Raw genomic sequence first — 24,153 nt, forward strand, 5'->3', positions numbered from 1 at the left:
CTCGGCACGGTGCGGCACGGGACCGCACGTCGGCACGGCACCACACGCCGCCAGGCACCACAGATCGACACATACGACACCACCTGTTGCGGCACGACCTCACCTCAGGAGATCCGCCATGCCCATCAGCACCGGCACCGCCGCACTGCACGTCGCCACTCTCGCCGAACGCCCCGACCTGGAGCCGGCCCTGCTGACGATGGAGTCGTCCTGGCCCGCGTACATCGCTCCCGACCCGATGTTGGTCCACTGGGCCTTCGAACGGCACAAGCGGCACCAGCTCGTGCTCTTCGACGACGACGGAACGGTCGTCGCCCGAGCGGTCAGCGTGCCCCTCAACTGGGACGGCGACCCGGACACGCTGTCCGACCGGGGCTGGGACGAGGCGCTCCGCCAGTGCATGTCCGACACCTTCTTGGACCGCGCCCTGGACACCCTGTGCGCGATGGAGATCGCCGTGGTTCCCGGACGCAAGGCGCAGAACCTGTCCGCACGTGCCCTGGACGCCCTCAAGGACCACGGGCGCCGGGAGGGGTTCCGGGATCTGGTGGCTCCGGTGCGGCCCAGCCTCAAGCACCGCCACCCGCAGCTCTCGATGGACCGGTACGCCCGGCGCACCCGCCCCGACGGACTGCCCGAAGACCCCTGGCTCCGCGTGCACGTACGCGCGGGCGGCCAGGTGCTGAAGGTCTGCCCGGTCTCCATGACGATCTCCGGCAGCCTCGCGCAGTGGCGCTCCTGGACCGGGCTGCCCCTGGACCGCGGCGGCCCCGTCGAAGTGGCCGGCGCCCTGAGCCCGGTCGTGGTGGACCTGGAACGCGACCACGCCGTCTACATCGAGCCCAACGTCTGGATCCGGCATCCCCTGACCGGGCTGCCCCCGTACGCGTAGGCAACCCGCCACCGCGCTCACCTCCGATCCCCGACCCACTCCGGCCTCGCCGAGGCCCGACCACGAAGGACGCATCCTGATGACCGAGATCGCGAACGACTCCGCCGAGAAGATGGACCTGCGCGCGGCGCTCATCGAGAAGATCGGCGGGTACATGACGGCCCATGCGATCGGTGTGGTGGCCGAGCTGGGGATAGCCGACCTGATCAAGGACGAGCCGCGCGCCGGCCACGAGCTCGCGGCGGAGAGCGGCACCCACGAGCCGTCGCTGCGCCGCCTGCTGCGCACGCTCACGGCCGTCGGGCTGTTCACCGAGCCCGAGCCCGGGCACTTCGCCCTGACCGACGTCGGGTCCCAGCTGCGCTCCGACTCGCCCGACTCCCTGCGGGCGTTCTCCCGGATGTTCTGCCACCCCATCCTGCTCCGCGCCTGGCAGGGGCTCGGCCACTCCGTCACGACGGGGGAGCGGGCGTTCGACCACGTCCACGGCAAGAACTTCTACAGCTACGTCGCCGATCAGGGAGATGCCAACCGGCTGTTCAACGAGGCGATGAGCGAGGAGTCGAGGATCGCCGCCGGGCAGCTCGCCGCCGGGTACGACTTCTCCCACGCCAAGAAGGTGATCGACCTCGGGGGCGGCGACGGCACCCTGCTGGCGGCGGTCCTCTCCACCCAGCCCCATCTGCGGGGCGTCGTGTTCGACAGCGCGAGCGGCGTCGCCGAGGCGCCCGACGCTCTGAAGCGGGCGGGCGTCGCGGACCGCTGCGAGGCGCTGGCGGGCGACTTCTTCCAGGACATCCCGGAGGACGGCGACCTCTACATCATCAAGAGCGTCTTCCAGGACTGGAGCGACGAGGACTCCCGGGCGCTGCTGCGCTCCTGCCGCTCCCAGATGCCCGATTCCGCCACCTTGCTGATCGTGGGCTCCGTGCTCCCCGAGACCGCGTCCACGGACCAGCCGATCATGTTCTTCACGGACCTGAACATGCTGGTCAACACGGGTGGACGGGAGAGGACCGAGAGCGAGTTCCGCGTGATGCTCCAGGAGACCGGATTCGATGTCCGGTCCGTACGACTGGGTGCGGCGGGGCCGCTGTCGATCATCGAGGCCGTGCCCGCGGCGGCGCTGTGACCGCGTCGGACTTCGGTGCGGAGCTGTTCCTCGGACGGCTCCGCACCGGCCTCCTCACCGTCGTCTCCGGTGACCCGAGGCGTCTTGGGCCGGAGGACGAGGAGTTCCTCGCCCGCCTGCGGGACTTCTGCGAACAGAAGGTGGACGGGGACCGCATCGAACGGGAGGACCGCATCCCCGACGAGGTCGTCGAAGGGCTGAAGGACATCGGCGCCCTCTCCATCAGGATCCCCCGGGCTTACGGCGGCCTCGGGCTGTCCGGCATGTGCTACTTCCGGGCGCTGATGATCGTCACCACCGCGCACTCGGCGATCGGCGAACTGCTCGCGGCACACCAGGCCATCGGGCTGCCCCAGCCGATCACGCTGTTCGGCACCGAGGAGCAGAAGCGGGCCTTCCTGCCGCGCTGTGTCCGGGAGATCTCGGCGTTCACGCTCACCGAGCCGGACATCGGCAACGACCCCTTCCGGATGCGCACCACGGCCGTCCCCGATCCCGGGTCGGGGACGTACAGGCTCAACGGGGTGAAGCTGTGGGCGACCAACGGGGTGATCGCGGACCTGCTCGTGGTGATGGCCATGGTGCCGGCCTCGGGCGCGGGGCCCGGCGGGATGACCGCGTTCGTGGTGGAAGCCGACTCACCGGGGGTGACGGTGGAGCACCGCAGCTCCTTCCTCGGTCTCCGGGGCCTGGAGAACGGAGCCATACGCCTGCACGACGTCGTCGTTCCCTCGGGCAACCGCATCGGTGCCGAGGGGGCGGGGCTGGACATCGCGCTCGCGGCGCAGGACACCAGTCGGCTGTCGCTCCCCGCCGTGTGCGCGGCCGCGGCGAAATGGAGCCTCAAGATCGCCCGCGAGTGGGCCGGGGTACGGGTGCAGTGGGGGCGGCCGATCGGTGAGCACGACGCGGTCGCGGGGAAGCTGTCGTTCATCGCGTCGACCGCGTTCGCGCTGGAGGCGATGGTGGAGGTCACCGGGCGCCTCGCCGAGCTGGGCGTCGCCGACACCCGTTTCGACGCGGAGCTGGCCAAGCTGTACGCGTCGGAGCAGGCGTGGCTGGTCGCCGACGAACTCGTGCAGCTCCGCGGCGGCCGCGGCTACGAGACGGCCCGGTCGGCGGCGGCCCGGGGGGAGCGCGGTGTGCCGGCGGAACAACTGCTGCGGGACCTGAGGATCGGACGGATCTTCGACGGCTCCACCGAGGCCCTGAGGACCTTCATCGCCACGTCCGTCATCGAGAACCACCGCGCCGAGGACAGGACGTCGGCGGAAGCCGGCGGCACCGACCGGCAGGAGGCCCGCGGAGCCGCACCGGAGCACCTGACCGGACATCGGAGCTTCGTCGAGGAGGCCGCACGCGAACTGGCCCGGTCGGTCGGGACGTACGCGGAACAGCCGGACGCCCGACTCGACGATCAGCAGCGGCAGCTGGGGCGGATCGTCGACATCGGGGCCGAGCTGTACGCGATGACCGTCACCTGCGCCTATGCCGAAGCGCTGACCGAACACGGCGAAAGCCCCGCCCGGTTGGCCGACGCCTTCTGCGCCCGGTCCCGGCTGCGCGTCACGGAGCTTTTCGGACAGCTGGAGAAGAACACCGACGCCCGCGACCGGGCGGTCGCCCGCCAGGTGCTCGACGGAGGCTTCGGCTGGCTGGAGGACGGTGTCCTCGACCCCTCCACCGACGGCCCCTGGATCGCCGAACCGAAGCCGGGACCGGCCACCGGTCGCAACCTGCGCCGCAAGATCCCGGCACCCCGGCAGGACGGCGCACACCACTGAACCCGACCGAGGACAAGGAGAGTTCGATGTACGACGAAGACGTCACGGATCTGATCGCGTCCGCGCGCGAACAGGTGGCGGGCCCGGTGGCCGGCAACCGGTTCCTCGACCTGCTCGAAGCGGGACTCCTGCCCGAGGAGAGGCTCGGCACGCTGGCCGGTGAGCTGTACCGTCTGGTCCGCAGCGACCTGCGCAGCTGCGCCCTGCTCGCCTCCCGCTTCCCCTCCCCGCCGGCCGGTGGCCTCTTCCTGTCGATGGCCCAGGGTGAGGGGGAGGCGCTCCGGCTGCTCCTGGACTTCGCCGCCGCGCTCGGCATGGACGAGAAGCGGCTGGCGGCCCACGAACCGAGCCCGCTCGCCCAGGCCTACCCCGCCTATCTGACGCAGACCGCGCTCCACGGCACGCAGAGCGACATGGCCCTGGCCCTGCTGGCCAACGCGGGGGAGTCGGGCCGCCACTACGCCCGCGCGGCGGACGCCCTGCGGTCGCGGTGCGGCTTCAGCGACGTGTCGGTCGGCCACTTCCTCTACTTCGCCGACACCCCCCAGGAGCTTCTGGACCAGGCTGCGGCAGTGCTGCGGGAAGGTCTGGCCCGTGGTGACGACCCCACGGAGGCCCTGCGTACCGCCCGCATGGTCCACGGCTACGAAGCCCTGTTCTGGAGCAGCCTCACCGAGGGCATCGACTGACAGGTCGTCACCGTGCCTTCGCCGAACCGCCGTCGGGGCGGCGTCGATGGTCGCACCGCGTCCGGCCCGGACTCGATGAACCAGCCAATCGCAAGGGAGAGACATGATCGGCTTCAGCACGCCCGCCACCACGGCCCTGGACAGCTCGGGAGGCCCCTGCATGTACGCACAGGTCGACCGCCTGCGGGAGACGGGTCCCGCCGTCCCCGTCGAACTGCCCGAAGGGGTCAGAGCCTGGTCGGTGACCCGGGGAGACGTCGTCAGGCTGCTGCTGACGCACCCCGGCGTTTCCCGCAACCTCAAGAAGAACGTGCCGGAATACGAGCCGGGATCGGTGCCCTGGCTCTCCCCGTGGGTGGACGTGGACTCCATGGCCACCGCCGAGGGCAAGGACCACGCCCGGCTCCGTCGACTGATCACGCCGGCGTTCACCCCTCGACGTGTCGAGGCGATGCGGTCCCAGGTGGAGGCCATCGTGTCGAGGCTCCTCGACGAACTGGAGTCGGGGCCCGGCGGCGAGACCGTGGACCTGCACCGGTCCTTCTCCTACCGCGTGCCGACCGAGATGATCTGCGACCTGTTCGGAGTGCCGCGCGAGCAGCGCGGTGAGGTGCTGGACCTGTTCGTGGCCGTCGGGCAGACCGACGTCAGCGAGGAGGAGTCGCTCGCGATCAACGACGACCTCGTGACGACGATGCGTACCCTCATCGACGCCAAACGCGGGGAACCGGGGGAGGACCTGACCAGCTTCCTCCTGGCCGCCCGAGAGGTGGACAACGACCCCCTCACCGAGCATGAGTTGATATCGACCCTGCTCCTGATGCTCGGCGGCGGGAGCACCACCACCATCAACCTCATCGACCACACGGTGCGTGAACTGCTCGCACACCCCGATCAGCTGCGCACCCTGCGGGAGCGGCCCGACCGGTGGAACGATGCGATCGAGGAGTCGCTGCGCGTCCACTGCCCGGTGATGCATCTGCCCATGCGCTACGCCGTCGAGGACATCGACCTCGGTGACGGGGTCGTCATCCGGTCCGGTGACGCCATCTTGATCTGTTACGGAGCCCACGGCCGCGACCCCGGAGTCCACGCGGACCCGACCGCCTTCGACATCGACCGCGTGGACAAGGACCACCTCGCCTTCGGGCTCGGTGCCCACTTCTGCCCCGGTTCGCATCTCGCCCGCCTGGAGGCCCAAGTGGCCCTGCCCGCGCTGTTCGACCGGTTCCCCCGGCTGGAACTCGCCATCAGGCCGGAGGAGACGGAGCACGAGCGCACCTTCATAGGCAACGGGATCACCGCGCTGCCCGTCCTCCTCCACCACATCTAGGCCCTTTCGTCCCCCATAGGCCCTGTCGTCCTCACGTAGTCCCGCCCGACCGGTCGAAGCCCTGGAGACCCGCATGCCTGACCGCACCCAGCAAGAGCCTCCGCGCGTTTCCGAGGCGGAACTGGAGAACATGACCGATCGGACCGTGCGACTCCTCGACCGGGCGCGCTACCTCAACCTGGCGACGGTGTCGCCGGAGGGGCGCCCCTGGGTGGCGACCCTGGAGTACGCCTGGCTCGGGGATCCGCTGCGCCTCCTGTTCGGCTCGGCGACCGGCTCCCGGCACAGCCGCTCCATCGCGACCTCGCCGGGGATCAGCGGATCGCTCTTCGTCGCCGGGGGCGCGGCCGGGCTGGACGTCGCCGCCGTCGACGGGGCTCAGTTCACCGGGGTGTGTTCCGAGGTCGCCGCCACCGACCTGGAGACGTACCACTCCGTGTTCTACGAAACCGTCTTCCCGGACAAGCGGGAGCGTGCGCAGTGGATGCTGCCGCCGTCGTCGCTGCGCGCCCCGGCCGAGCACCGTCTCTACCTGGTCGAGGTGGACCGGTGGTGGCTGATCGACACCCGCACGTGGGAACAGGACCGGGTCGACCGCCGTGCCGAACTGCCCGCCGTCGCCTTCGGCCGCGCACCTCACCTCACCCCCGGGCCACGGGTGCGTAGGCGCCCAGAATCGTCTCGGCGATGAGACGGGGGGCGTCCGACCGGTCCAGTCGCCCGCCGGCCACGTCCGTCGCGGCGCCCTTGATGATGTGGTGCAACGCGCTCGCCAGCCAGTCCGCCGGAAGGTCCTGGCGGAAGACGCCGTCCGCCTGCCCCCGGGCGATCAGCTCGCCCACCCGCTGCTCGGGTTTGGCGTGCAGATCACGCACCCGCCCGGGGGGCAGGCTGGACTGCGCCGCTTCGAGGACCGCGCTGGACTGCGCGATCAGCAGCCAGCTCGATGCGATCAGCCCGCGCAGGGCCTCCCGCGGATCGCCCGTGAGATCCAGTTCGCCCAGAACCTCGTCGCCGTCGTGGAGGAGTCGCGTCAACGCGGCCTCGATCAAGGCGTCCCGGGACGGGAAGTGCCCGTACAGCGTCACCCGTCCCACTCCGGCGGCCCGGGCGATCTCGATCACGCTCGCGTCCGGGTCGCGCGCCAGGCAGGTGATCGCCGCGTCGACGATCTTCTCCAGATTGTGCCGAGCGTCGGCCCGGCGGGCGGACTTGGTCACTGTGCGCGACATGCAACCCCTTAAGTCAAACACCGTTGTATGGGTTATAGTACGCGACAGAACTCGAACACATCTGTTTGACTTAACTTGAAGGGGGCGGACCGTCATGACCGAACCCATGGCTTCCACCACTCCAACCTCCACACCCGACCCCCGGCGCTGGAAGATCCTCGGAATCGTCGGCGTCGCGCAGCTGATGCTGATCCTGGACGTCACCGTCGTCGCCATCGCTCTGCCCCACATGGGCGCGGATCTGGGGCTGGAGCGCGAGACGCTCACCTGGGTCGTCAGTGGTTACACCCTCGCCTTCGGTGGCCTCCTGCTGCTCGGAGGCCGCGCCGCCGATCTCTTCGGCGCCCGCCGCCTCGTGCTCCTCGGGCTGGTGCTGTTCACCGCCGCCTCGCTGGTCGCGGGGCTCGCCACATCGGGACCGATGCTGCTGGGAGGGCGCGTCGTCCAGGGTCTCGCCGCGGCCGTCCTCTCCCCTGCCGCACTGTCACTGGTCGTCACCATCTTCGACGGCGACGAGCGGAACAAGGCGCTCGGCATCTGGTCCGCGCTGGGCGGCAGCGGTGCCGCGCTGGGGGTTCTCCTGGGCGGGGTGCTCACCGCGGGACCGGGCTGGCCCTGGGTCTTCTACATCAACATCCCGGTGGGGCTGATCCTGTTCATCACGCTGCGCACGCAGCTTCCGCCGCAGCCCCGCGCCGCCACGAGGGGCCGCCTCGACGTGCCGGGCGCCATCCTGGTGACCGCGGCCACCGGAACCCTGACCTATGCCCTCATCAGGGCCGGGGACCAGGGGTGGGCCACGCTGACGACCGCGGGGCTCCTCGTTGCCGCGGTGGTGCTCTACGCCGCCTTCGTGGTTCGCCAGCGCACGGCCCAGAGCCCGCTCATGGACGTCAAGCTGCTGATCCGTCGGCCGGTCGCGGCCGGCACCGTCCTGATCCTCGTGGCCACCGCCCTGATGATCATGGTCTTCTTCCTCGGGACGTTCTACCTCCAGGACCATCGCGGGTACGGAGCTCTCGCCACCGGCCTGCTCTTCCTCCCCGTGGCGCTGGCGACCATGGTCGGGGCGAACGGGGCGGGGCGCGTCATCGGCCGCACCGGACCCCGTGTGCTCGGCGTACTCGGACTCCTGCTGGCCGCCGTCGGCATGGCCGTCCCCGCGTTCCTGGACGGGACCCTCGCGATGGTGCTCGGCGTCGGGCTCGCCGCCGCAGGCACCGGAGTGGTGTTCGTGGTCGCATCGGCCACGGCCCTGGGGCAGATCGAACCCCACGAAGCCGGTCTGGCCTCGGGAATCGTCAGCACCTTCCACGAGTTCGGCGCCTCGCTCGGGGCCGCCGTGGTGTCGAGCATGGCCGCGGCGAGCATCGCGGGAATCGACTCCTCGGGCTTCTCGCGCGGCTTCACCACCGGTGCGATCGTCGCCGTCGCCGCCGCTGTCCTCGCGTTCTTCATCACGCCTAATCCACGCCCCGCGTAGGCAAGGGCGGACGAACAGGGTCGCCGGTGGGGATGGTCTCCCCCCGGCGACCCTGGCGTGCGGCGACTCCCCTGCGGTACGTGGCGTCACGGGGCGGGTCGGCTTCCCCCGGCGACGTGCGACCGCGCGGGATATGGGAGCGTGGGCGGGTGAGTGAGACGGCGACTGAAAACATGCAATACCGCTTCGACGGACCAGAAGACGCTCCTGTCCTGGTGATCGGGCCCTCCCTCGGGACGACGTGGCACATGTGGGACCGGCAGATACCCGAGCTGTCCCAGCACTGGCGGGTCTTCCGCTACGACCTGCCCGGCCACGGCGGCGCGCCCGCGCACGCCGCCGCCTCCGTCGCCGATCTGGCCGACCGGCTGCTCGCGACGCTGGACCGGCTCGGCGTCCAGCGGTTCGGCTACGCGGGCTGCTCGATCGGCGGTGCCGTCGGCGCCGACCTGGCCCTGCGCCACCCGCACCGGGTCGCCTCGCTGGCGCTCATCGCCTCCTCGCCCCGGTTCGGCACGGCGGACGAGTTCCGCCAGCGCGGCGTGATCGTCCGCACCAACGGCCTGGAGCCGATAGCCCGCACCGCGCCCGAGCGCTGGTTCACTCCCGGCTTCGCCGCCGCGCAGCCCGCCATCGTCGAATGGGCCGTACAGATGGTCCGCACCACCGATCCCGGCTGCTACATCGCCGCCTGCGAGGCCCTCGCCGCGTTCGACATCCGCGGCGCACTGGGCCGGATCGGGGTACCCACTCTGGTGCTGGTCGGGGCGGAGGACCAGGTCACCGGGCCCGCCGAGGCCCGCACCCTGGTCGCCGGGATACCGGACGCCCGCCTGGCGCTCGTCCCCGGGGCCTCGCACCTCGCGCCGGTCGAGCAGCCCGCCGCCGTCAGCGACCTGCTGCTGATGCACTTCTCCACCGCCTGGCAGCAGGACACCTCGGCCGCGATCCCCGTGCTGCCGACCGTCCCCGGGCCCGCGAAGCCCGCCGTCCCGTTCGCCCCGGTGGCCGAGATCGCCCCGGCCGCCCCGCCGCCCGAGACCTCCGCTCCGACCCCGGACGACCGGCACGAGCAGGGCATGAAGGTGCGCCGGGAGGTGCTGGGGGACGCCCATGTCGACGCGGTGAACGCCTCGGCCGACGGCTTCACCGAGGACTTCCAGGAGCTGGTCACCCGGTACGCCTGGGGCGAGGTCTGGAGCCGGGACGGCCTCGACCGCCGCACCCGCAGCTGCATCACGCTCACCGCGCTCGTCGCCTCCGGCCACCTGGAGGGCCTGGCCGCGCACACCCGCGCCGCTCTGCGCAACGGCCTGACGCCCGCCGAGATCAAGGAAGTTCTCCTCCAGACCGCCGTCTACTGCGGACTCCCGGCCGCCGGAGCCGCGTTCGCCGTCGCGCAGAAGGTGATCCAGGAGGAAACCACGCCGCCCGCGTAGCAGGATGGAGCCATGAACGCATCGCCTCGGGCACTCACCCTCACCAAGAAGACCCACTCCTGCGTCCGCGTCGAGAAGGAGGGGCGGGTCCTGGTCATCGACCCCGGGGGCTTCTCCGAGGACGACGCGGCGCTCGGCGCCGATGTCGTCCTGGTGACGCACGAGCACCCGGACCACTTCGACGAGGCGCGGCTGCGGGCGGGCCTGGAGGCGAACCCGGCGGCCGAGATCTGGACGCTGCGCAGCGTGGCCGGGCAGCTCTCGGCCGCGTTCCCCGGGCGGGTCCACACCGTGGGCGACGGGGACGCGTTCTCCGCCGCCGGATTCGACGTCACGGTGCACGGCGAGCTGCACGCGGTGATCCACCCGGACATCCCGAGGGTCACCAACGTCGGCTTCCTCGTCGACGGTTCGGTCTTCCACCCCGGCGACGCGCTCACCGTTCCCGACCGCCCCGTCGACACCCTCCTGCTTCCGGTCATGGCCCCCTGGAACAAGATCTCCGAGGTCATCGACTATGTGCGCGAGGTCAAGCCGCGACGCGCCATCGACGTCCACGACGCCCTGCTGACCGATCTGGCACGGCCGATCTACGACAACCAGATCGGGGCCCTGGGTGGCGCGGACCACGGTCGGCTGGCCCCGGGCGGGGTCACCGAGCTGTGAGCCCCCCGGCGACTGTCAGTGGGAGCCGCTAGGTTGGCTGCCATGCGCATCGCCACCTATAACGTCAATTCGATCACCGCCCGGCTGCCGAGGCTTCTGGCCTGGCTGGAGAGCAGCGGCACCGATGTGCTGTGCGTCCAGGAGGCCAAGTGCACGGCGGAGCAGTTCCCCACCGCCGCGCTCGCCGAGCTGGGCTACGAGTCCGCGGTCAACGCCACCGGCCGGTGGAACGGGGTCGCGCTGCTCTCCCGCGTCGGCCTCACCGACGTCGTCACCGGGCTGCCCGACGGCCCGGACTACGACGGGGTGCGGGAGCCGCGCGCGATCTCGGCGACGTGCGGCCCGCTGCGCCTCTGGTCGGTGTACGTGCCCAATGGCCGCGAGGTCGCGCACGAGCACTACGCGTACAAGCTGCGCTGGCTGGAGGCCCTGCGGAAGGCCGTGGCGGCGGACGCCGCCAAGGCCCTGCCGTTCGCGGTCCTCGGCGACTTCAATGTGGCCCCGACCGACGAGGACGTCTGGGACCCGGCGCTGTTCGCCGGCGCCACGCATGTGACGCCCGCCGAGCGCGCCGCCCTCGCGGCCCTGGAGGCGGAGGGTCTGAGCGAGGTCCTGCCCCGCCCTCTCAAGTACGACCGCGCCTACACCTTCTGGGACTACCGCGAGCTGAGGTTCCCCAAGAACAAGGGCATGCGGATCGACCTCACCTTCGGCAACGCCCCGTTCACCGCCGCCGTCAAGGACAGCTACGTCGACCGCGAGGAGCGCAAGGGCAAGGGTGCGTCGGACCACGCTCCGGTGGTCGTAGACCTCGACCTCTGAGCCGGGACCAACGGGGACCGGAGGCCGAACCACCCTGACAACTCAAGGTTGACACCCCCTGGGTGTCAACCTACGGTTGTCACATGACGCAGCCTCTTCCTGTCTCCCCGTCCGTGCGCCTCGACGATCTGATCGAGGCCATCAAGCAGACCAATGACGACGCCCTGGAGCAGCTCTCCGGTGCGGTGCTCGCGGCCGACCACCTCGGAGACGTGGCCGACCATCTCATCGGCCACTTCGTGGACCAGGCCCGGCGCTCCGGCGCCTCCTGGACCGACATCGGCCGGAGCATGGGGGTCACCCGCCAGGCCGCCCAGAAGCGCTTCGTGCCCAAGAAGGGCGGCGGCTCCTCGGACCCGGACCCGAACGAGGGCTTCAACCGCTTCACCCCGCGCGCCCGGAACGTGGTGGTCGCCTCCCACAACGAGGCACAGGCCGCCCGGCACGCCGAGATCGTCCCGGCCCACCTGATCCTCGGCCTGCTCGCCGAGCCCGAGGCCGTCGCCGCCCGCGTCCTCGCCGGGCAGGGCGTGACGACGGACGTGCTGCGGGCGGCGGCGACCGCCGTGCTGCCCGCCGCCGTGGACGAGGCACCGGAGCTGATCCCGTACGACGCGGACTCCAAGAAGGTCCTGGAGCTGACCTTCCGCGAGGCGCTCCGGCTCGGCCACAACTACGTGGGCACCGAGCACCTCCTGCTGGCCCTGCTGGAGTTCGAGGGCGGCTCCGGCGTGCTCACCGGCCTCGGTCTGGACAAGGAGGCCGTGTCCGCCGCGGTGGAGCGGGCGGTGGGCGAGGCGGCACAGGCCCTCCAGCAGTAGAGGCCCCGAGGCCCCTCACGACGGGCGGCGGGCCCGGCGCACCGACGGCCGGACACCGCGACCCCGCCGCCCGGGCGCACCGACGGCCGGACGCCGACAGCCCGCCGCCCGGGCGCACCGGCCCTCAGTGCACCGAGAACCCGCCGTCCACGAACACCGACTGCCCGGTGACGTACGCCGAGGAGCGCCCCGCCAGGAACACCGCGGCCCCCGCGAAGTCCTCCGCGAGGCCGTTGCGGCCGATCAGGGTCCGCGCGGCGAGCGACGCCACCTTCTCCGGGTCCGAGGCGAGGCGCTCGTTCAGCGGTGTCAGCACGAACCCGGGCACCAGGGTGTTCACGGTGACCCCGTGCGGCGACCACGCCTCGGCCTGGGAGCGGGCGAGGGACTCCAGGCCGCCCTTGGACACCCCGTACGCGCCGCTGTTCACGAAGGCCCGGTGTGCCTGCTGCGAGGTGACGTGGATGATCCGCCCGTATCCGCGCTCGGCCATGCCGGGCCCGAAGCGCTGCCCCAGCAGGAACGGCGCCTTCAGGTTCACCGCCATCGTGGTGTCCCAGACGTCCTCGCCCAGCTCGCTCATCGGCGGCCGCAGATTGATCCCGGCGCAGTTCACCAGGATGTCCGGCTCCCCGAATGCCCGCACGGCCTCGTCCGCCCCCGTGCGCACCCCCTCGGCGGTGCTCAGGTCCGCGCTCACCCAGGCGGCCCGGCAGCCCTCGGCGGTCAGCTCGTCCACGGTCGCGCGCAGCTCGGCCTCCCGGCGGGCCACCACGACGACGCCCGCGCCGGCCCGGGCCAGGGCGCCGGTGATCCCCCGGCCGATGCCGGAACTGCCGCCGGTGACCACCGCCACCCGGCCTTCCAGCGAGAACAGTTCCGAAACGTAAGCGTGTGCACTCATGTGCGTACTTTAGATATCTGCTCGGATCCCTGGCCGGGGCGGGGTGGGGGATCGGTGAACGCCGCGCGCCCTGTGGTGCGGAACCGGGCCGGGATGGGACCCTAGTGGTATGAACATCCCTTTCTTGGACAACTGGCGTAAGCGTCAGGGGGGTACGCGTTCAGGCGCACTCGTCGCCGCCGTCGAAGCAGACCCCGACGGTGTGGCCGAACTGCTCGCCGAATGCGAACTGCTGCGCGTCAGGGCGGGGCAGCACGGACTCGAACTCGATGACACACCCGCTTCGTTGGCCGCGCTCGACCAGTTGCCGCCCCGCTGGCGCGACGACCCCGAGGAGCTTCCCTGGCTCGGCAACGACGCCGGTCTCTACCTCGGCACCGTGATCGTGCGGACCGTCCCGGGTGCGGCGTGGGACGTGTGGCCGAGCGGTCAGCCCGTGGTGCGGCTGGAGTCCGGGCGCGAGATCGACGTCGTCGCGGCCGGTCTCGACTGGGCGATGGCGGGCAGCCCGGAGCTCTCGCAGGTGTACGCGGAGTCCGCCGAGAACTGAGCCGGCGGCCGGCCGGGGCCCTGCTCTCCTCACCTAATCCAGTTAAAAAGCCTTTTGCGCCATTTACGCGTGTCGGGTGCGAAGTCCCTTTTCGCGATGGATAGTTTGCGCTGACCTCGACACAGCGACAAGTGGGTAGGGCAGCGCATGGCCGTCGATCCGTTGATCGAACTGAGGGACGTCAACAAACACTTCGGAGAGTTGCACGTACTTCAGGACATCAATCTCACCGTCGGCCGCGGGGAGGTGGTGGTGGTCATCGGCCCCTCCGGCTCAGGGAAATCCACCCTGTGCCGGGCGATCAACCGGCTGGAGACGATCGAGTCCGGCAGCATCACGATCGACGGCAGACCCCTCCCCGAGGAGGGCAAGGGCCTGGCCCAGCTCCGTGCCGAAGTCGGCATGGTCTTCCAGTCGTTCAACCTCTTCGCCCACAAGACCGTGCTGGACAACGTCTCGCTGGCCCAGCTCAAGGTCCGCAAGCGCAAGAAGGACGAGGCCGACCGGCGCTCCCGTGAACTCCTGGAGCGCGTCGGCCTGGCCGCCCACGCGGACAAGTTCCCCGCCCAGCTCTCCGGCGGCCAGCAGCAGCGCGTGGCCATCGCCCGTGCCCTGGCCATGGACCCCAAGGCGCTCCTCTTCGACGAGCCCACCTCGGCGCTCGACCCGGAGATGATCAACGAGGTGCTGGAGGTCATGCAGCAGCTGGCCCGGGACGGCATGACCATGGTCGTGGTCACCCACGAGATGGGCTTCGCCCGCTCCGCGGCGAACCGCGTGGTGTTCATGTCCGACGGCTGCGTCGTCGAGGACCGCACCCCGGAGGACTTCTTCACGTCCCCGTCGAGCGACCGCGCCAAGGACTTCCTGTCCAAGATCCTCAAGCACTGAGGGGAGGCTTCCATGTTGCGCACGAGGAACACGCGTAGGGGCAGGGTCACCGCCCTGGTGGCCGGTCTCCTGCTCGCCGCACTCGCCGCCGGCTGCGGCAGGGACGGCAGCCCGCCGGTCAAGGGCCCCAAGGCCGAGGCCCTGCCGGTGTACCAGGTCGACACCGGCTTCGAACTGCCCGACTCCCGCACCTGGGCCAAGGCGAAGAAGCGCGGCTATCTGGTGGTCGGCGCCAAGGAGGACCAGCCGTACCTCGGGGAGAAGGACCCGGCGAGCGGGATCTACTCCGGGTTCGACATCGAGATCGCCCGGATGATGTCGGCCTCGCTCGGCTTCGACCCGAAGACGATCCGCTTCCGCACGATCGCCTCCGCCAACCGCGAGACGGCCCTGCAGAACGGCCAGATCGACTACTACGTCGGCACCTACACCATCAACGACATGCGCAAGAAGCTCGTCGGCTTCGCCGGTCCGTACTACATGGCGGGCCAGGGCCTGCTGGTGCGCACCGACGAGAACGACATCGACGGGCCGCAGGACCTGGCGGGCAGGACCGTCTGCTCGGCGGCCGGCTCCACGCCCTACCAGCGCATCGCCGCCGACTATCCCAGGGCGACGCTCGTCGCGTACGACACCTACTCGATCTGCGTCGACAACCTCCTCACCTTCCAGGTCGACGCCGTCACCACCGACGACGCGATCCTGCTGGGCTTCGCGGCCAAGGCGCCCGACGAGATGAAGGTCGTCGGCAAGCCCTTCTCCGAGGAGCCGTACGGCATCGGCGTACCGCGCGACGACAACGCGCTGCGCAACGCGCTCAACGGCGCGCTGGAGGCCAACGAGAAGGACGGCAACTGGAAGAAGGCGTACGAAGCGACGCTGGGGCTCTCCGGAGCGCCCGCGCCGACCCCGCCGCCCATCGACCGCTACCCGGCGAACTGAGGGGACGGCCCCACCCATGGATGTACTGACAGAGAACTTCTCCCTCTACGGCAAGGGCTTCCTCGGCACCGTCGAGCTGACCGTCTACGCCTCCGCGCTGGCGCTCGTCCTCGGTTTCCTGATGGCGTCCTTCCGGGTCGCGCCCGTCGGCTCCTTCCGGGTGCTGGGCACGGTCTGGGTCACCGTGCTCCGCAACACCCCGCTGACGCTGCTGTTCTTCGCGGTCCTGCTCGGCCTGCCCCGCTTCGGGCTCGTCCTGCCGTTCCAGGTCTTCGCGGTGCTGGCGCTCGGCTGCTACACCTCGGCCTTCATCTGCGAGGTGCTGCGCTCCGGCATCAACACCGTGCCCAAGGGCCAGGGCGAGGCCGCGCGCAGCCTCGGCATGAACTTCGGCCAGACCCTGAGCACCGTGGTGCTGCCGCAGGCGTTCCGGTCGGTGATCCCGCCGGTCGGCTCGACCCTGATCGCGCTGGCGAAGAACTCGGCGATCGCCGGGGCGTTCAGCGTCACCGAACTCCTCGGCACCTACAAGACGCTCAACGAGCTGGGCTACAGCATCATCTGGTCCTTCATCTGGATCGCCGTCGGCTACCTGATCATCACCCTGACCATCAGCGCGGTGTTCAACGTGATGGAGAAGCGCTGGGGAGTGGCACGATGACCAAGACCCTCACCCGCAGGCCCACACTGCCGGCGGCCACCGCGCTCTACGACATCCCCGGCCCGGTGACCCGTAAACGACACCTGCTGTACGGGATCGCCTCGACGGTGGTGATCCTGGCGCTGTTCGGCTGGATCGTCTATCTGCTCTTCGACACCGACCAGTTCACCGCCGAGAAGTGGATGCCCTTCACGTACAAGGGCATCCAGGAACTGCTGCTGCGCGGCCTCGGCAACACCCTCAAGGCGTTCGCGTACGCCGCCGTCCTCTCGCTCGTCCTCGGCGCGGTCCTCGCGGTCGGCCGGCTCTCCGAACACCGGGTGCTGCGCTGGATCTCCACCCTGCTCGTCGAGTTCTTCCGGGCCATGCCGGTGCTGGTGATGATCTTCTTCATCTTCGTGGCGCTGAAGGTCCAGCCGCTGCCCGCCCTGGTCGCCGGGCTGACGCTCTACAACGGCTCCGTCCTCGCGGAGGTGTTCCGCACCGGAATCAACTCCGTGGACCGGGGCCAGCGCGAGGCGGCGTACGCGCTCGGCATGCGCAAGACACAGGTCACCACGTTCGTCCTGGCTCCCCAGGCCGTGCGCGCGATGCTGCCGACCATCATCAGTCAGCTGGTGGTCGCGCTCAAGGACACCTCACTGGGCTATCTGATCACCTACGAGGAATTCCTCCACGCCGGAAAGCTGATCGCGTCGAATCTCGACTACGATCTTCCCTTCATCCCCGTCGTGATGGTGATCTCTCCGATCTACATCGGGATGTGCATGCTGCTCTCGTGGTTCGCCACCTGGGTGGCCCGCCGTCAGCGGCGCAATCCGAGGACGGAGGCGGTGGGGGTGGCCCCGGCCGAACCGGGGACGCTGCTGCCAGGAGGGCAGTAGCCGGGCCCTGCCCGCCCGGCAGCAGTCGGTGATCACTTCTCGCGCAGCGGGACCGAGAGATGACTCGGGTCCGTGGAGGGCGAGGAGAAGGTCAGCTGCGCGCCGGTCGGGTTGGCCTGAGTTGGCCTGACTTAGCTCTAGTCAGCCTCGATGAGCAAGATCCTTTTCCCATTTTTTTCCCATCCGTCTCCCATGACGGCAAGGGGCGGGCCGGCGAGGCCGAAGACTCCCCGCCGGCCCGCAGCCGGTCGATCAGCTGCCGCACATCCGCAGCGGAGGGGATCATTCGGCGGGGCACCCCCGGGTGCCCCGTCTGCGGCAGGTGAGCGGCGCCGCCGTGAACCGCTGGAACCTTCTACGGTGGGTCCTCGCTGATGTCCTAGCGACGCTGCCCAGGCGAGGGGGCGCGGCCACGGAGTCGGGCGCTTAGCACGTCCCGATACTTGCCGACCACTTGCGTCATCGGCTGTACGTTCTGGTGCCGCCCGCTACCAGGCTGTCACTTGGTTGCGGCTCCAAGTCTGCGTGAGCCGCAGCGACCTCGCTTTGCATCTGCCGCTCGATCATCTCGACGGGCTCACCGAGCATTCGGCGACCTCGTCAGCGTCGGCTTTCCCCTCGAGCCACTGGACAACCGCCGGTCCGGGGCGACCTGCGCAAGTACTTCATTCATCCCGTCGAAGCTGCTGTGCCCGGACGCCAGAACCTTGCCCGTGCGCCAGTCCTTGATCTCCCAGTCAGCACGATTGTCCTTGTCGTAACCGCCGATCTGGCCGCCGTCGACGATGAGCAGACCGGATGCTTCCAGGTCCCGGACCTTCGCACGGAACGATGTCTGAACGGCGACATTGGCAGCCAGCCATTTGCGGACGTGGGTCTTGACGAGCTCGTCGGACATGCGGATGCCTCTCATTGTCGTAGCGGACTTGAGTAGGACAGCGGGGGCACAGTGCCCCGTACGTGGACATGCGAGGAGAAGGCGGTGTAGGGCGGCCTTCCGATTGAGCACGATCGACTGGGCGCAAGGTTAACCGTTGAGACATTTCGAATCCGGGTCGCGCATCTGCTCGTCGATCACGTCGACGGGCTCCCCGAGTGTTGTCTGCCACGCGAACGTCAGTCGTCGTGCCACGTGAAGAGTCAGTGGCCGGTACGGGGCATTGTGACGTCTCCCAGACTTGGGACTGGTAGACACAGCCCAGCCCTTAGCGTTATGAACTTGATCATGGATGGCGAAGACCTCAGCGTGGTCGCTGGGGTCTTTGTCGCTTGGTGGGTCGGTGGCGCTGATTGGAGAGGAGAAGAAGTCGCCGATCCAGCTCAGGCGATTGGGTGGCAGCAGGGTGCTCGGCCATCCAGGAGTTGGCCGCGTTTGTTTCCGACAGCAACGCGGTGTTCACCCGCTACTTCCACTGAGGCCCGAGGGGCGGCAGAACCTCGGCCTTCTGTCCGAACCGTGCAAGCCGGGGTGGGCACGGTGCCCGGCAACGAAACCGGCAGGGTGCGGGTGCCATGGGCAGGGCCGTCACGATCACTGCCACCAGGAGCAACGACCTTGAGGCCCTGCCAGTTCCAGGAAGGGGGTTGCCTGGTTCTCGGAGAGGAACTCGCCTGTGCTGAGGGCGTTAGCGCTCGGCCTGCGTCGGTCCGATGTGTCGTGCATTCGTCTGTGGGGAGGATGCAACGGCAGGCATTTCCCAGCGGACGGAGTTTCCGATGAGCGGCAACGTCATAGTGGTGACCGACAGTTCCTTCGCGGCGCACGTGCTCGATGGCGGAGGGCCCGTGCTCGTCCATTTCCGGGCCGAGTGGGCCGGTCCGAGCAAGATGCTCACGCCCATCCTCGAAGAGGTCGCCTCCGCGTACGCGGGCAGGTTCACGATCGCGGAACTGGACATCGACCAGAGCCCGGCCACCGCACCCAAGTACGACATCGACGGCATCCCGACGCTCCTGCTCTTCAAGCACGGCAGCGCGACGGCGAGGAAGGTCGGGGCCCTGTCGAAGGGCCAGGTGACGGATTTCCTCGACGAGCACCTGTGACAGATCGGCGCCGGCCGCCGGCGACGGATTCTGGCCGTCCCAGCCGCCTGACCGCCCGCTCCGTGTGACGAGCGCGGGGCCGGCCCGCAAGCACATTTCCGCCCTAATGGCGCGCTCGGGGTGCCGAACACCTCGGCGCACGAGTCATCGTCGATGACCTTAGGTGTCAGCCGTGGTTGCCCTTGCACTCTGCGGTGCCCTGGTCGATTTCTCGCGGATGGAGTTGCGGTCGAGCTGGGGGCGGCGAGGGTGCCGGCGTTGCTCCTCGACCGGTGCACGGCCGCTCGGGGTGCGGAGACGGGCCATCGTGGCCAGTATGGGCGCTATGTCTATGACGCCCAAGCCCGTGTCCCCGACCGTCGCCGGCCAGAACCAGGCTCTGCTGAACCGCCTGCCGTTCTCCGACACCCAGGACTTCGAGGACGCGAAACGCGGCTACCTGGGCAAGCGGGCCCCGAACGCCATCACCGACGCCGAGGGCACGGTGGTCTGGGACAACGACACCTACGACTTCCTCCAGGGCGAAGTGCCGGACACCGCGAACCCAAGCCTCTGGCGCCAGTCGACGCTCAACGCGATCCAGGGCCTGTTCGAGGTCGTGCCCGGCATCTACCAGGTGCGAGGGTTCGACCTGTCGAACGTGACGTTCATCGAGGGCAAGACAGGGGTCCTGGTGCTGGACCCGCTGGTGACGCAGGAGACGGCGGCGGCCGCGCTCGCGCTGTACCGGGAGCACCGTGGCGACCGGCCCGTCACCGGCGTGCTGTACACCCATCCGCATGTGGACCACTTCGGTGGCGTCCGGGGGATCACGACGCAGGAAGACGTCGACGCCGGCCGGGTGCCAGTCATCGCCCCGGCGGAGTTCACGGAGCCCGCCGTCTCGGAGAACGTCTACGCCGGAACCGCGATGGCCCGACGCGCGGCGTACATGTTCGGGGCGGCGCTGGCCCGCAGCCCCCGAGGCGCGCTCGGCACCGGCCTGGCCCAGACCGTCGCGACCGGCAACATCACCCTCATCGCCCCGACGCTGGACATCACCGAGACCGGTCAGACCGAGACCGTCGACGGCGTACGAATGATCTTCCAAATGGCCCCCGGCACCGAAGCCCCCGCCGAGATCCTCGTGTACTTCCCCGACCACAAGGCACTGTGCGCCGCGGAGGACGCCACCCACACGCAACACAACCTCCTGACCCTGCGCGGCGCCCTGGTCCGCGACCCGCACGCCTGGTCGAACTACCTCACCGAGACCATCGACCTCTTCAGTGACGAGACGGAGGTGGTCTTCGCGTCCCACCACTGGCCCACCTGGGGCAACGAGCGCGTCGTGAAGTTCCTCTCCGAACAGCGCGACCTGTACGCCTATCTGCACGACCAGTGCCTGCGACTGATCAACAAAGGCTGGACCGGCATCGAGATCGCGGAGGAGCTCAAGCTGCCACCCGCGCTCGAACACGCCTGGCACGCCCGCGGCTACTACGGCTCGGTCAGCCACAACCTCAAGGCGATCTACCAGCGCTACATGGGCTGGTACGACGGCAACCCCGCGCACCTGTGGCAGCACCCGCCCGTCGAGCAGGGCAAGCGCTACGTCGCACTCGGCGGCGGCGCGGACGCGGTCGTAGAGAAGGCCCGTGCCGCGTTCGAGACGGGCGACTTCCGCTGGAGCGCGGAGATCCTCAGCCACGTCGTGTTCGCCCAGCCCGACCACCTGGTGGCGCGCGAGCTGCTGGCCGACACCTTCGAGCAGCTCGGCTACGGCGCAGAGAACGGCGTGTGGCGCAACATCTACCTGTCGGGCGCGACCGAATTGCGCGAGGGAAAGTTCGGCACGCCGACCGTCACAGCCTCCGCGGACGTCGTCTCCGCCCTCACACCGGAGATGCTCTTCGACGCCCTCGCCATCCAGGTCGACGGCCCCCGGGCTTGGGACGAGAAACTGACCATCGACGTCGTCCTGACCGACACCGTTCAGCGGTACCGCCTGCGGCTGGCCAACGGCGCGCTCACCTACAGCTCGGCACCCCGGAGCGGGGACGCGGACGTGACACTCACGACAACGGCACGGGCTCTCCCTGCGCTCGCGACGGGAGAGCTCGGAGCCGACGTTCTCACGGAGGCGGGCATCGAAGTCACCGGCCAGGCGTCGGTCCTCGCCCGCCTCGCGGGCCTCCTCGACATCGGCGACCCGGACTTCTCCATCGTCACCCCCTGACCGGAGTTCCTCCAGGGAGGTCCGAGGCCGGGCCGGGGCGGTAGCGGCAGGCGGATGACGGCGGCGCGGATCGCGTCGTACGCGTTGTCCTCGACGGCGTGGTCCGGGCCGGCGGTGAGCGCGTCGACCTTGACCGACCGTCCAGCGCCGGCCCTGGTTTTCGACGGCGACGCGGCGGCGGCCGGGATCAGGTCGGCGGGGCAAGGTACCGGCAGCGGCTGCGTGAGGGGCATCGTGCCAGGTGCGGCCGGGTGGCGCTGGTGCCGACGCGTACGGGCGCGGGGGCCCTCCTGGTCAGCGGTGCAGGTCCTCGTTGAGCCGGCGGTGCAGCAGCAGGAGGGCCTCGGCGTCGGCGACGTCGGCCAGCTGGTGGAGCAGGGTGCGGATCGCCGGGTCGTCGCCGGCGCGTACGGCCGCCACGATGTGCTCGATCAGCCGGGCTGCCTCGCAGGGTGTGGCTGCCGGACCGGGCGGGGCCCAACCATGGCCGTCCGGTCCGGCAGCGGGGGGGTGCAGCCCCGTGGGGGCTGGTGGTCGTCACTGGTTCAACGCTCCTGCTCGGACTCGGTCACCCTGTGCGTGGCGAGCGCGGCCGCCGCGGTCGGCGGCTCGATGACGACGCCGAACTCGTACAGGCCGATCTCCAGTACGTCGTCCGTGGTCGCCTCGGGGGTCCGTTTGAGGGCGAGCGCGGCGGCGCCCTGGGCGATGGTCTGCTCGCGGCCGGGGGCGTCAAGGTCCTGGAGCGCGGACAGCACGTTCCGCCACAGGGTCGTCATCGCTGCGTCCGCTCCTGTTCCTGCTCGGTGTGCGCCTGGTTCCGATCGTCGCCGTCGGCCTCGCTGACGCCGCCGTACGGACCGAAGGGCCCGTCCTCCCCGGCGGAACGGGCACCCTGGAGGAGGGCGGCCCCCTTCATGCGGTGCGGGTGGTGGATCACCGGGTGCTCCCTTCGAGCGGGGCGGGGACGCGGGAGGTCCGCAGTTCCTTGAGGTCGGGGATGTGGTTGTAGAGCGTGCCCACCGAGACGCCGAGGAGGGCGGCGATGGTCTCGATGCTGTTCTGCGGGTTGGGCAGCATGTCGCGGGTGGCTTTGTTCACGAGTCTCGACAGCGTTTGTTCAGCAGCTCGGGAGGCGCCCGGGTCAGACCGTGGCCGTTGTTTACGAGAACGGGAGGCGCCCCGAAGGTCGGGCTTAATTGTTCGAACAGGGTCGGTCGGTAGGGGCCTCCAGCCGTGCTCGGGCAGTAGCTCTCACCGCGGTCGTCTCCATCGGGTCATCGCGCAGTACGGCGATCCGTCCCAGGGTCTCCGGACTCGTGGGTGCCGAGGCGATCCCCAGCAGCCGCGTCGTTTCTTCACAGTCCCAGAGGGACTCGGCGTATACGTGCTCCAGGCCGTCCTGGTCGATGGCAGCGAGTGCCTCCAGGTACGCGGCCCGCTCGTACGAGTGCGGAGTGTGAAGCCAGAAGCGCCGTAGGTAGGGCACCGCCCCGGCGGCGTCAGGTCCGAACCGGGCCAGGCGCCGGGCCGTTCGGTCGGGACCGCACCAGGCCCGCGCCGTCCATTGTTCGGCGAGTTCGGTCACCAGCCCCGGCAAAGCCTCGGGGCCGGGATGGTCGGCCAGGACGTCCGCACCCAGCAGGGCCAGCCAGGGGCGGTCCTCCTGCGCCCAGCCGTGCGCTGCCGGTACGGCGAGGGGACCCAGGGACTCAACGGCCCGCCTGAGTAGGGGCAAGGGGCGGCGGCCGTCCGACGTGCCCAACGAGGGAACCAGCGGGATCAGCCCCTCAGCAGGCTCTCGGCCATTCAGGGCACGCAGCGCGTCGACCTTCGTGACGCCTTCCGTGCGAGTGTCGGCGAGCAGAGCGAGAAGTTCTGCCGTGTTGAGCCCGGCCAATGACGGCCGCGGAACGAACGGACGGCTCTGGACCTCGATACCGAATCGCGTCCACGGCTCGGAGAACCAAGGAAGCTCCGCTTCTGCGCCGATCCGGGCGCGTGCGACGTCACCGAGGTCTTCCCACCACTCCGGCGGCCAGCCGGCTGACAGCGACTCCAGTACGCGGACCCAATGCCCGCCCGTGCGGACATACGCCCGAAGCCCTTTCTTGGCGTCGTCCGATCCGGCCAGGCCCAGCAGCTCCAGTACCTCGCAGGCCCGCAAGCAAGCCTCCTCATCCCCTGCCAGCTGGTCAACGATCGGCATGGGGGACAGGCCCAGATCACGGACCAGCCGCGCCACGTACAGAGACCGTTCGTCGGTCTGGTCCCACCGCCAGTCACGGCGGATCCCGTCATACACGAACACGGCAGATCCCTGCGGATCCTGAAGCGCTCGCACGGCACCCAGGCCACGCCCCCGTTGCAGCAGACCCTCGACCGAGTCGGGGAGGGCGTATGACATCTCGTACTCATCGCTCATCACCCGGCACCCTGCCCGACTCGGGCACCGATCCGCCAGGCGATATCGGCCGGGCCCCACAGGACAGACCTCCTGGTCGGACACGACCGGCCCACGACGAAGGTGAGGTGCTGTCGAAACTCGTGAGCTTGCTTTTTAACGTCCCCTGCTGAAGGGCCGGTTGGCCATTAGTGGGCGATGAGACAACGGTGCGGCCTTGGTGTGATCATGTGCGTTGTCGAGACGCTGTTGATCATGCCAAGGCCGCGAGGGTGAGTCTGCTGCACGACGCTGTTCGCGTCGAGTCCCTGACCGTGTTGTCGCGGTTCCGGACCGACTTCTACGACTGCCTGACCTCCCGCG

The 24,153-nt window shown here is 69.8% G+C and carries 26 protein-coding genes; 18 read left to right on the forward strand and 8 right to left on the reverse strand.

The genetic code is table 11. The features are described from left to right. Positions 1-118: 118 nt before the first annotated feature. The 6 genes from AB0F29_RS23380 to AB0F29_RS23405 all read left to right on the forward strand — a co-directional run bounded on the left by AB0F29_RS23380 (position 119) and on the right by AB0F29_RS23405 (position 6,521). A complete protein-coding gene (locus tag AB0F29_RS23380) occupies positions 119-892 on the forward strand; it encodes an N-acetyltransferase (protein WP_361874981.1) in 774 nt (257 codons plus the stop codon). A 79-nt stretch (positions 893-971) separates the two neighbouring features. Further along, positions 972-2,024 (forward strand): methyltransferase, encoded by a 1,053-nt coding sequence (locus AB0F29_RS23385; protein WP_361874984.1) that lies wholly within the window; start codon positions 972-974, stop codon positions 2,022-2,024. Then, positions 2,021-3,808 carry an acyl-CoA dehydrogenase family protein gene (locus tag AB0F29_RS23390; protein ID WP_361874987.1) on the forward strand — a complete coding sequence of 596 codons (1,788 nt, stop codon included), beginning with the start codon at positions 2,021-2,023 and terminating at the stop codon, positions 3,806-3,808. The genes AB0F29_RS23385 and AB0F29_RS23390 overlap by 4 nt, the downstream gene beginning before the upstream one ends. Positions 3,809-3,834: 26 nt before the next feature. Continuing rightward, the gene (locus AB0F29_RS23395) at positions 3,835-4,497 is read left to right on the forward strand and encodes a hypothetical protein (RefSeq protein ID WP_361874990.1); all 663 of its coding nucleotides are present in this window, start codon (positions 3,835-3,837) and stop codon (positions 4,495-4,497) included. 103 nt (positions 4,498-4,600) lie between these two features. Then, positions 4,601-5,830 carry a cytochrome P450 gene (locus AB0F29_RS23400; protein WP_361874993.1) on the forward strand — a complete coding sequence of 410 codons (1,230 nt, stop codon included), beginning with the start codon at positions 4,601-4,603 and terminating at the stop codon, positions 5,828-5,830. Between the two features lie 73 nt (positions 5,831-5,903). After that, positions 5,904-6,521, forward strand: coding sequence for a pyridoxamine 5'-phosphate oxidase family protein (locus AB0F29_RS23405; protein ID WP_361874996.1), 618 nt, complete (start codon positions 5,904-5,906; stop codon positions 6,519-6,521). Here AB0F29_RS23405 and AB0F29_RS23410 read toward each other — a convergent pair. Continuing rightward, on the reverse strand, positions 6,472-7,062 hold the full coding sequence (locus tag AB0F29_RS23410; RefSeq protein ID WP_361874999.1) for a TetR/AcrR family transcriptional regulator: 591 nt from the start codon (positions 7,060-7,062) through the stop codon (positions 6,472-6,474). The two genes, AB0F29_RS23405 and AB0F29_RS23410, sit on opposite strands and share 50 nt — an antisense overlap. 94 nt (positions 7,063-7,156) lie before the next feature. On the opposite strand from AB0F29_RS23410, the gene AB0F29_RS23415 reads away from it, so the two are divergent. The 5 genes from AB0F29_RS23415 to AB0F29_RS23435 all read left to right on the forward strand — a co-directional run bounded on the left by AB0F29_RS23415 (position 7,157) and on the right by AB0F29_RS23435 (position 12,293). Beyond that, positions 7,157-8,545 carry an MFS transporter gene (locus tag AB0F29_RS23415; RefSeq protein ID WP_361875002.1) on the forward strand — a complete coding sequence of 463 codons (1,389 nt, stop codon included), beginning with the start codon at positions 7,157-7,159 and terminating at the stop codon, positions 8,543-8,545. Positions 8,546-8,718: 173 nt separating this feature from the next. Beyond that, on the forward strand, positions 8,719-9,984 hold the full coding sequence (locus tag AB0F29_RS23420) for an alpha/beta fold hydrolase (protein WP_361875005.1): 1,266 nt from the start codon (positions 8,719-8,721) through the stop codon (positions 9,982-9,984). A 12-nt stretch (positions 9,985-9,996) separates the two neighbouring features. Further along, positions 9,997-10,650 (forward strand): MBL fold metallo-hydrolase, encoded by a 654-nt coding sequence (locus tag AB0F29_RS23425; RefSeq protein WP_361875008.1) that lies wholly within the window; start codon positions 9,997-9,999, stop codon positions 10,648-10,650. Positions 10,651-10,692: 42 nt separating this feature from the next. Next, positions 10,693-11,472 carry an exodeoxyribonuclease III gene (locus AB0F29_RS23430; protein ID WP_361875011.1) on the forward strand — a complete coding sequence of 260 codons (780 nt, stop codon included), beginning with the start codon at positions 10,693-10,695 and terminating at the stop codon, positions 11,470-11,472. An 83-nt stretch (positions 11,473-11,555) separates the two neighbouring features. Continuing rightward, positions 11,556-12,293 (forward strand): Clp protease N-terminal domain-containing protein, encoded by a 738-nt coding sequence (locus AB0F29_RS23435; protein ID WP_361875014.1) that lies wholly within the window; start codon positions 11,556-11,558, stop codon positions 12,291-12,293. Between the two features lie 124 nt (positions 12,294-12,417). Here the strand turns inward: AB0F29_RS23435 and AB0F29_RS23440 are convergent, their stop codons facing one another. Next, positions 12,418-13,197: an SDR family oxidoreductase gene (locus AB0F29_RS23440; RefSeq protein WP_361875017.1), complete on the reverse strand. Its 780-nt coding sequence runs from the start codon at positions 13,195-13,197 to the stop codon at positions 12,418-12,420. A gap of 109 nt (positions 13,198-13,306) precedes the next feature. Between AB0F29_RS23440 and AB0F29_RS23445 the strand changes: the two genes are divergently transcribed. The 5 genes from AB0F29_RS23445 (at position 13,307) to AB0F29_RS23465 (ending at position 17,125) form a co-directional block, all read left to right on the forward strand. Then, entirely contained in the window at positions 13,307-13,747 is a 441-nt protein-coding gene (locus AB0F29_RS23445; protein ID WP_361875020.1) for a DUF6278 family protein, read from the forward strand. Positions 13,748-13,894: 147 nt separating this feature from the next. After that, on the forward strand, positions 13,895-14,638 hold the full coding sequence (locus tag AB0F29_RS23450; RefSeq protein WP_361875023.1) for an amino acid ABC transporter ATP-binding protein: 744 nt from the start codon (positions 13,895-13,897) through the stop codon (positions 14,636-14,638). A gap of 12 nt (positions 14,639-14,650) precedes the next feature. Further along, positions 14,651-15,580, forward strand: coding sequence for a glutamate ABC transporter substrate-binding protein (locus AB0F29_RS23455; protein ID WP_361875026.1), 930 nt, complete (start codon positions 14,651-14,653; stop codon positions 15,578-15,580). A gap of 16 nt (positions 15,581-15,596) precedes the next feature. Beyond that, the gene (locus AB0F29_RS23460) at positions 15,597-16,241 is read left to right on the forward strand and encodes an amino acid ABC transporter permease (protein WP_007454866.1); all 645 of its coding nucleotides are present in this window, start codon (positions 15,597-15,599) and stop codon (positions 16,239-16,241) included. Continuing rightward, positions 16,238-17,125: an amino acid ABC transporter permease gene (locus AB0F29_RS23465; protein ID WP_361875029.1), complete on the forward strand. Its 888-nt coding sequence runs from the start codon at positions 16,238-16,240 to the stop codon at positions 17,123-17,125. The genes AB0F29_RS23460 and AB0F29_RS23465 overlap by 4 nt, the downstream gene beginning before the upstream one ends. A gap of 577 nt (positions 17,126-17,702) precedes the next feature. Here the strand turns inward: AB0F29_RS23465 and AB0F29_RS23470 are convergent. Further along, complete coding sequence (locus AB0F29_RS23470) at positions 17,703-18,023, reverse strand: hypothetical protein (RefSeq protein ID WP_361875032.1); 321 nt, start codon at positions 18,021-18,023, stop codon at positions 17,703-17,705. 818 nt (positions 18,024-18,841) lie between these two features. On the opposite strand from AB0F29_RS23470, the gene AB0F29_RS23475 reads away from it, so the two are divergent. Next, positions 18,842-19,168, forward strand: coding sequence for a thioredoxin domain-containing protein (locus AB0F29_RS23475; protein ID WP_361875034.1), 327 nt, complete (start codon positions 18,842-18,844; stop codon positions 19,166-19,168). A 331-nt stretch (positions 19,169-19,499) separates the two neighbouring features. Beyond that, on the forward strand, positions 19,500-21,386 hold the full coding sequence (locus tag AB0F29_RS23480; protein WP_361875085.1) for an alkyl sulfatase dimerization domain-containing protein: 1,887 nt from the start codon (positions 19,500-19,502) through the stop codon (positions 21,384-21,386). Between the two features lie 294 nt (positions 21,387-21,680). On the opposite strand, the gene AB0F29_RS23485 is transcribed toward AB0F29_RS23480, so the two are convergent. From AB0F29_RS23485 to AB0F29_RS23505, 5 genes are all read right to left on the reverse strand, one after another. Next, a complete protein-coding gene (locus tag AB0F29_RS23485; RefSeq protein WP_361875037.1) occupies positions 21,681-21,806 on the reverse strand; it encodes a hypothetical protein in 126 nt (41 codons plus the stop codon). 125 nt (positions 21,807-21,931) lie between these two features. Then, on the reverse strand, positions 21,932-22,165 hold the full coding sequence (locus tag AB0F29_RS23490) for a hypothetical protein (RefSeq protein ID WP_361875040.1): 234 nt from the start codon (positions 22,163-22,165) through the stop codon (positions 21,932-21,934). Continuing rightward, positions 22,162-22,326, reverse strand: a complete 165-nt coding sequence (locus tag AB0F29_RS23495; protein WP_361875043.1) for a hypothetical protein — start codon at positions 22,324-22,326, stop codon at positions 22,162-22,164. Before AB0F29_RS23495 ends, AB0F29_RS23490 begins: the two co-directional genes overlap by 4 nt. Further along, positions 22,323-22,487, reverse strand: a complete 165-nt coding sequence (locus AB0F29_RS23500) for a TetR/AcrR family transcriptional regulator (protein WP_361875046.1) — start codon at positions 22,485-22,487, stop codon at positions 22,323-22,325. Before AB0F29_RS23500 ends, AB0F29_RS23495 begins: the two co-directional genes overlap by 4 nt. Positions 22,488-22,581: 94 nt before the next feature. Then, entirely contained in the window at positions 22,582-23,811 is a 1,230-nt protein-coding gene (locus tag AB0F29_RS23505; RefSeq protein WP_361875049.1) for a hypothetical protein, read from the reverse strand. Between the last annotated feature and the right edge of the window lie 342 nt (positions 23,812-24,153).

Source organism: Streptomyces sp. NPDC026589, from assembly GCF_040638385.1.
Taxonomy (GTDB): Bacteria; Actinomycetota; Actinomycetes; order Streptomycetales; family Streptomycetaceae; genus Streptomyces.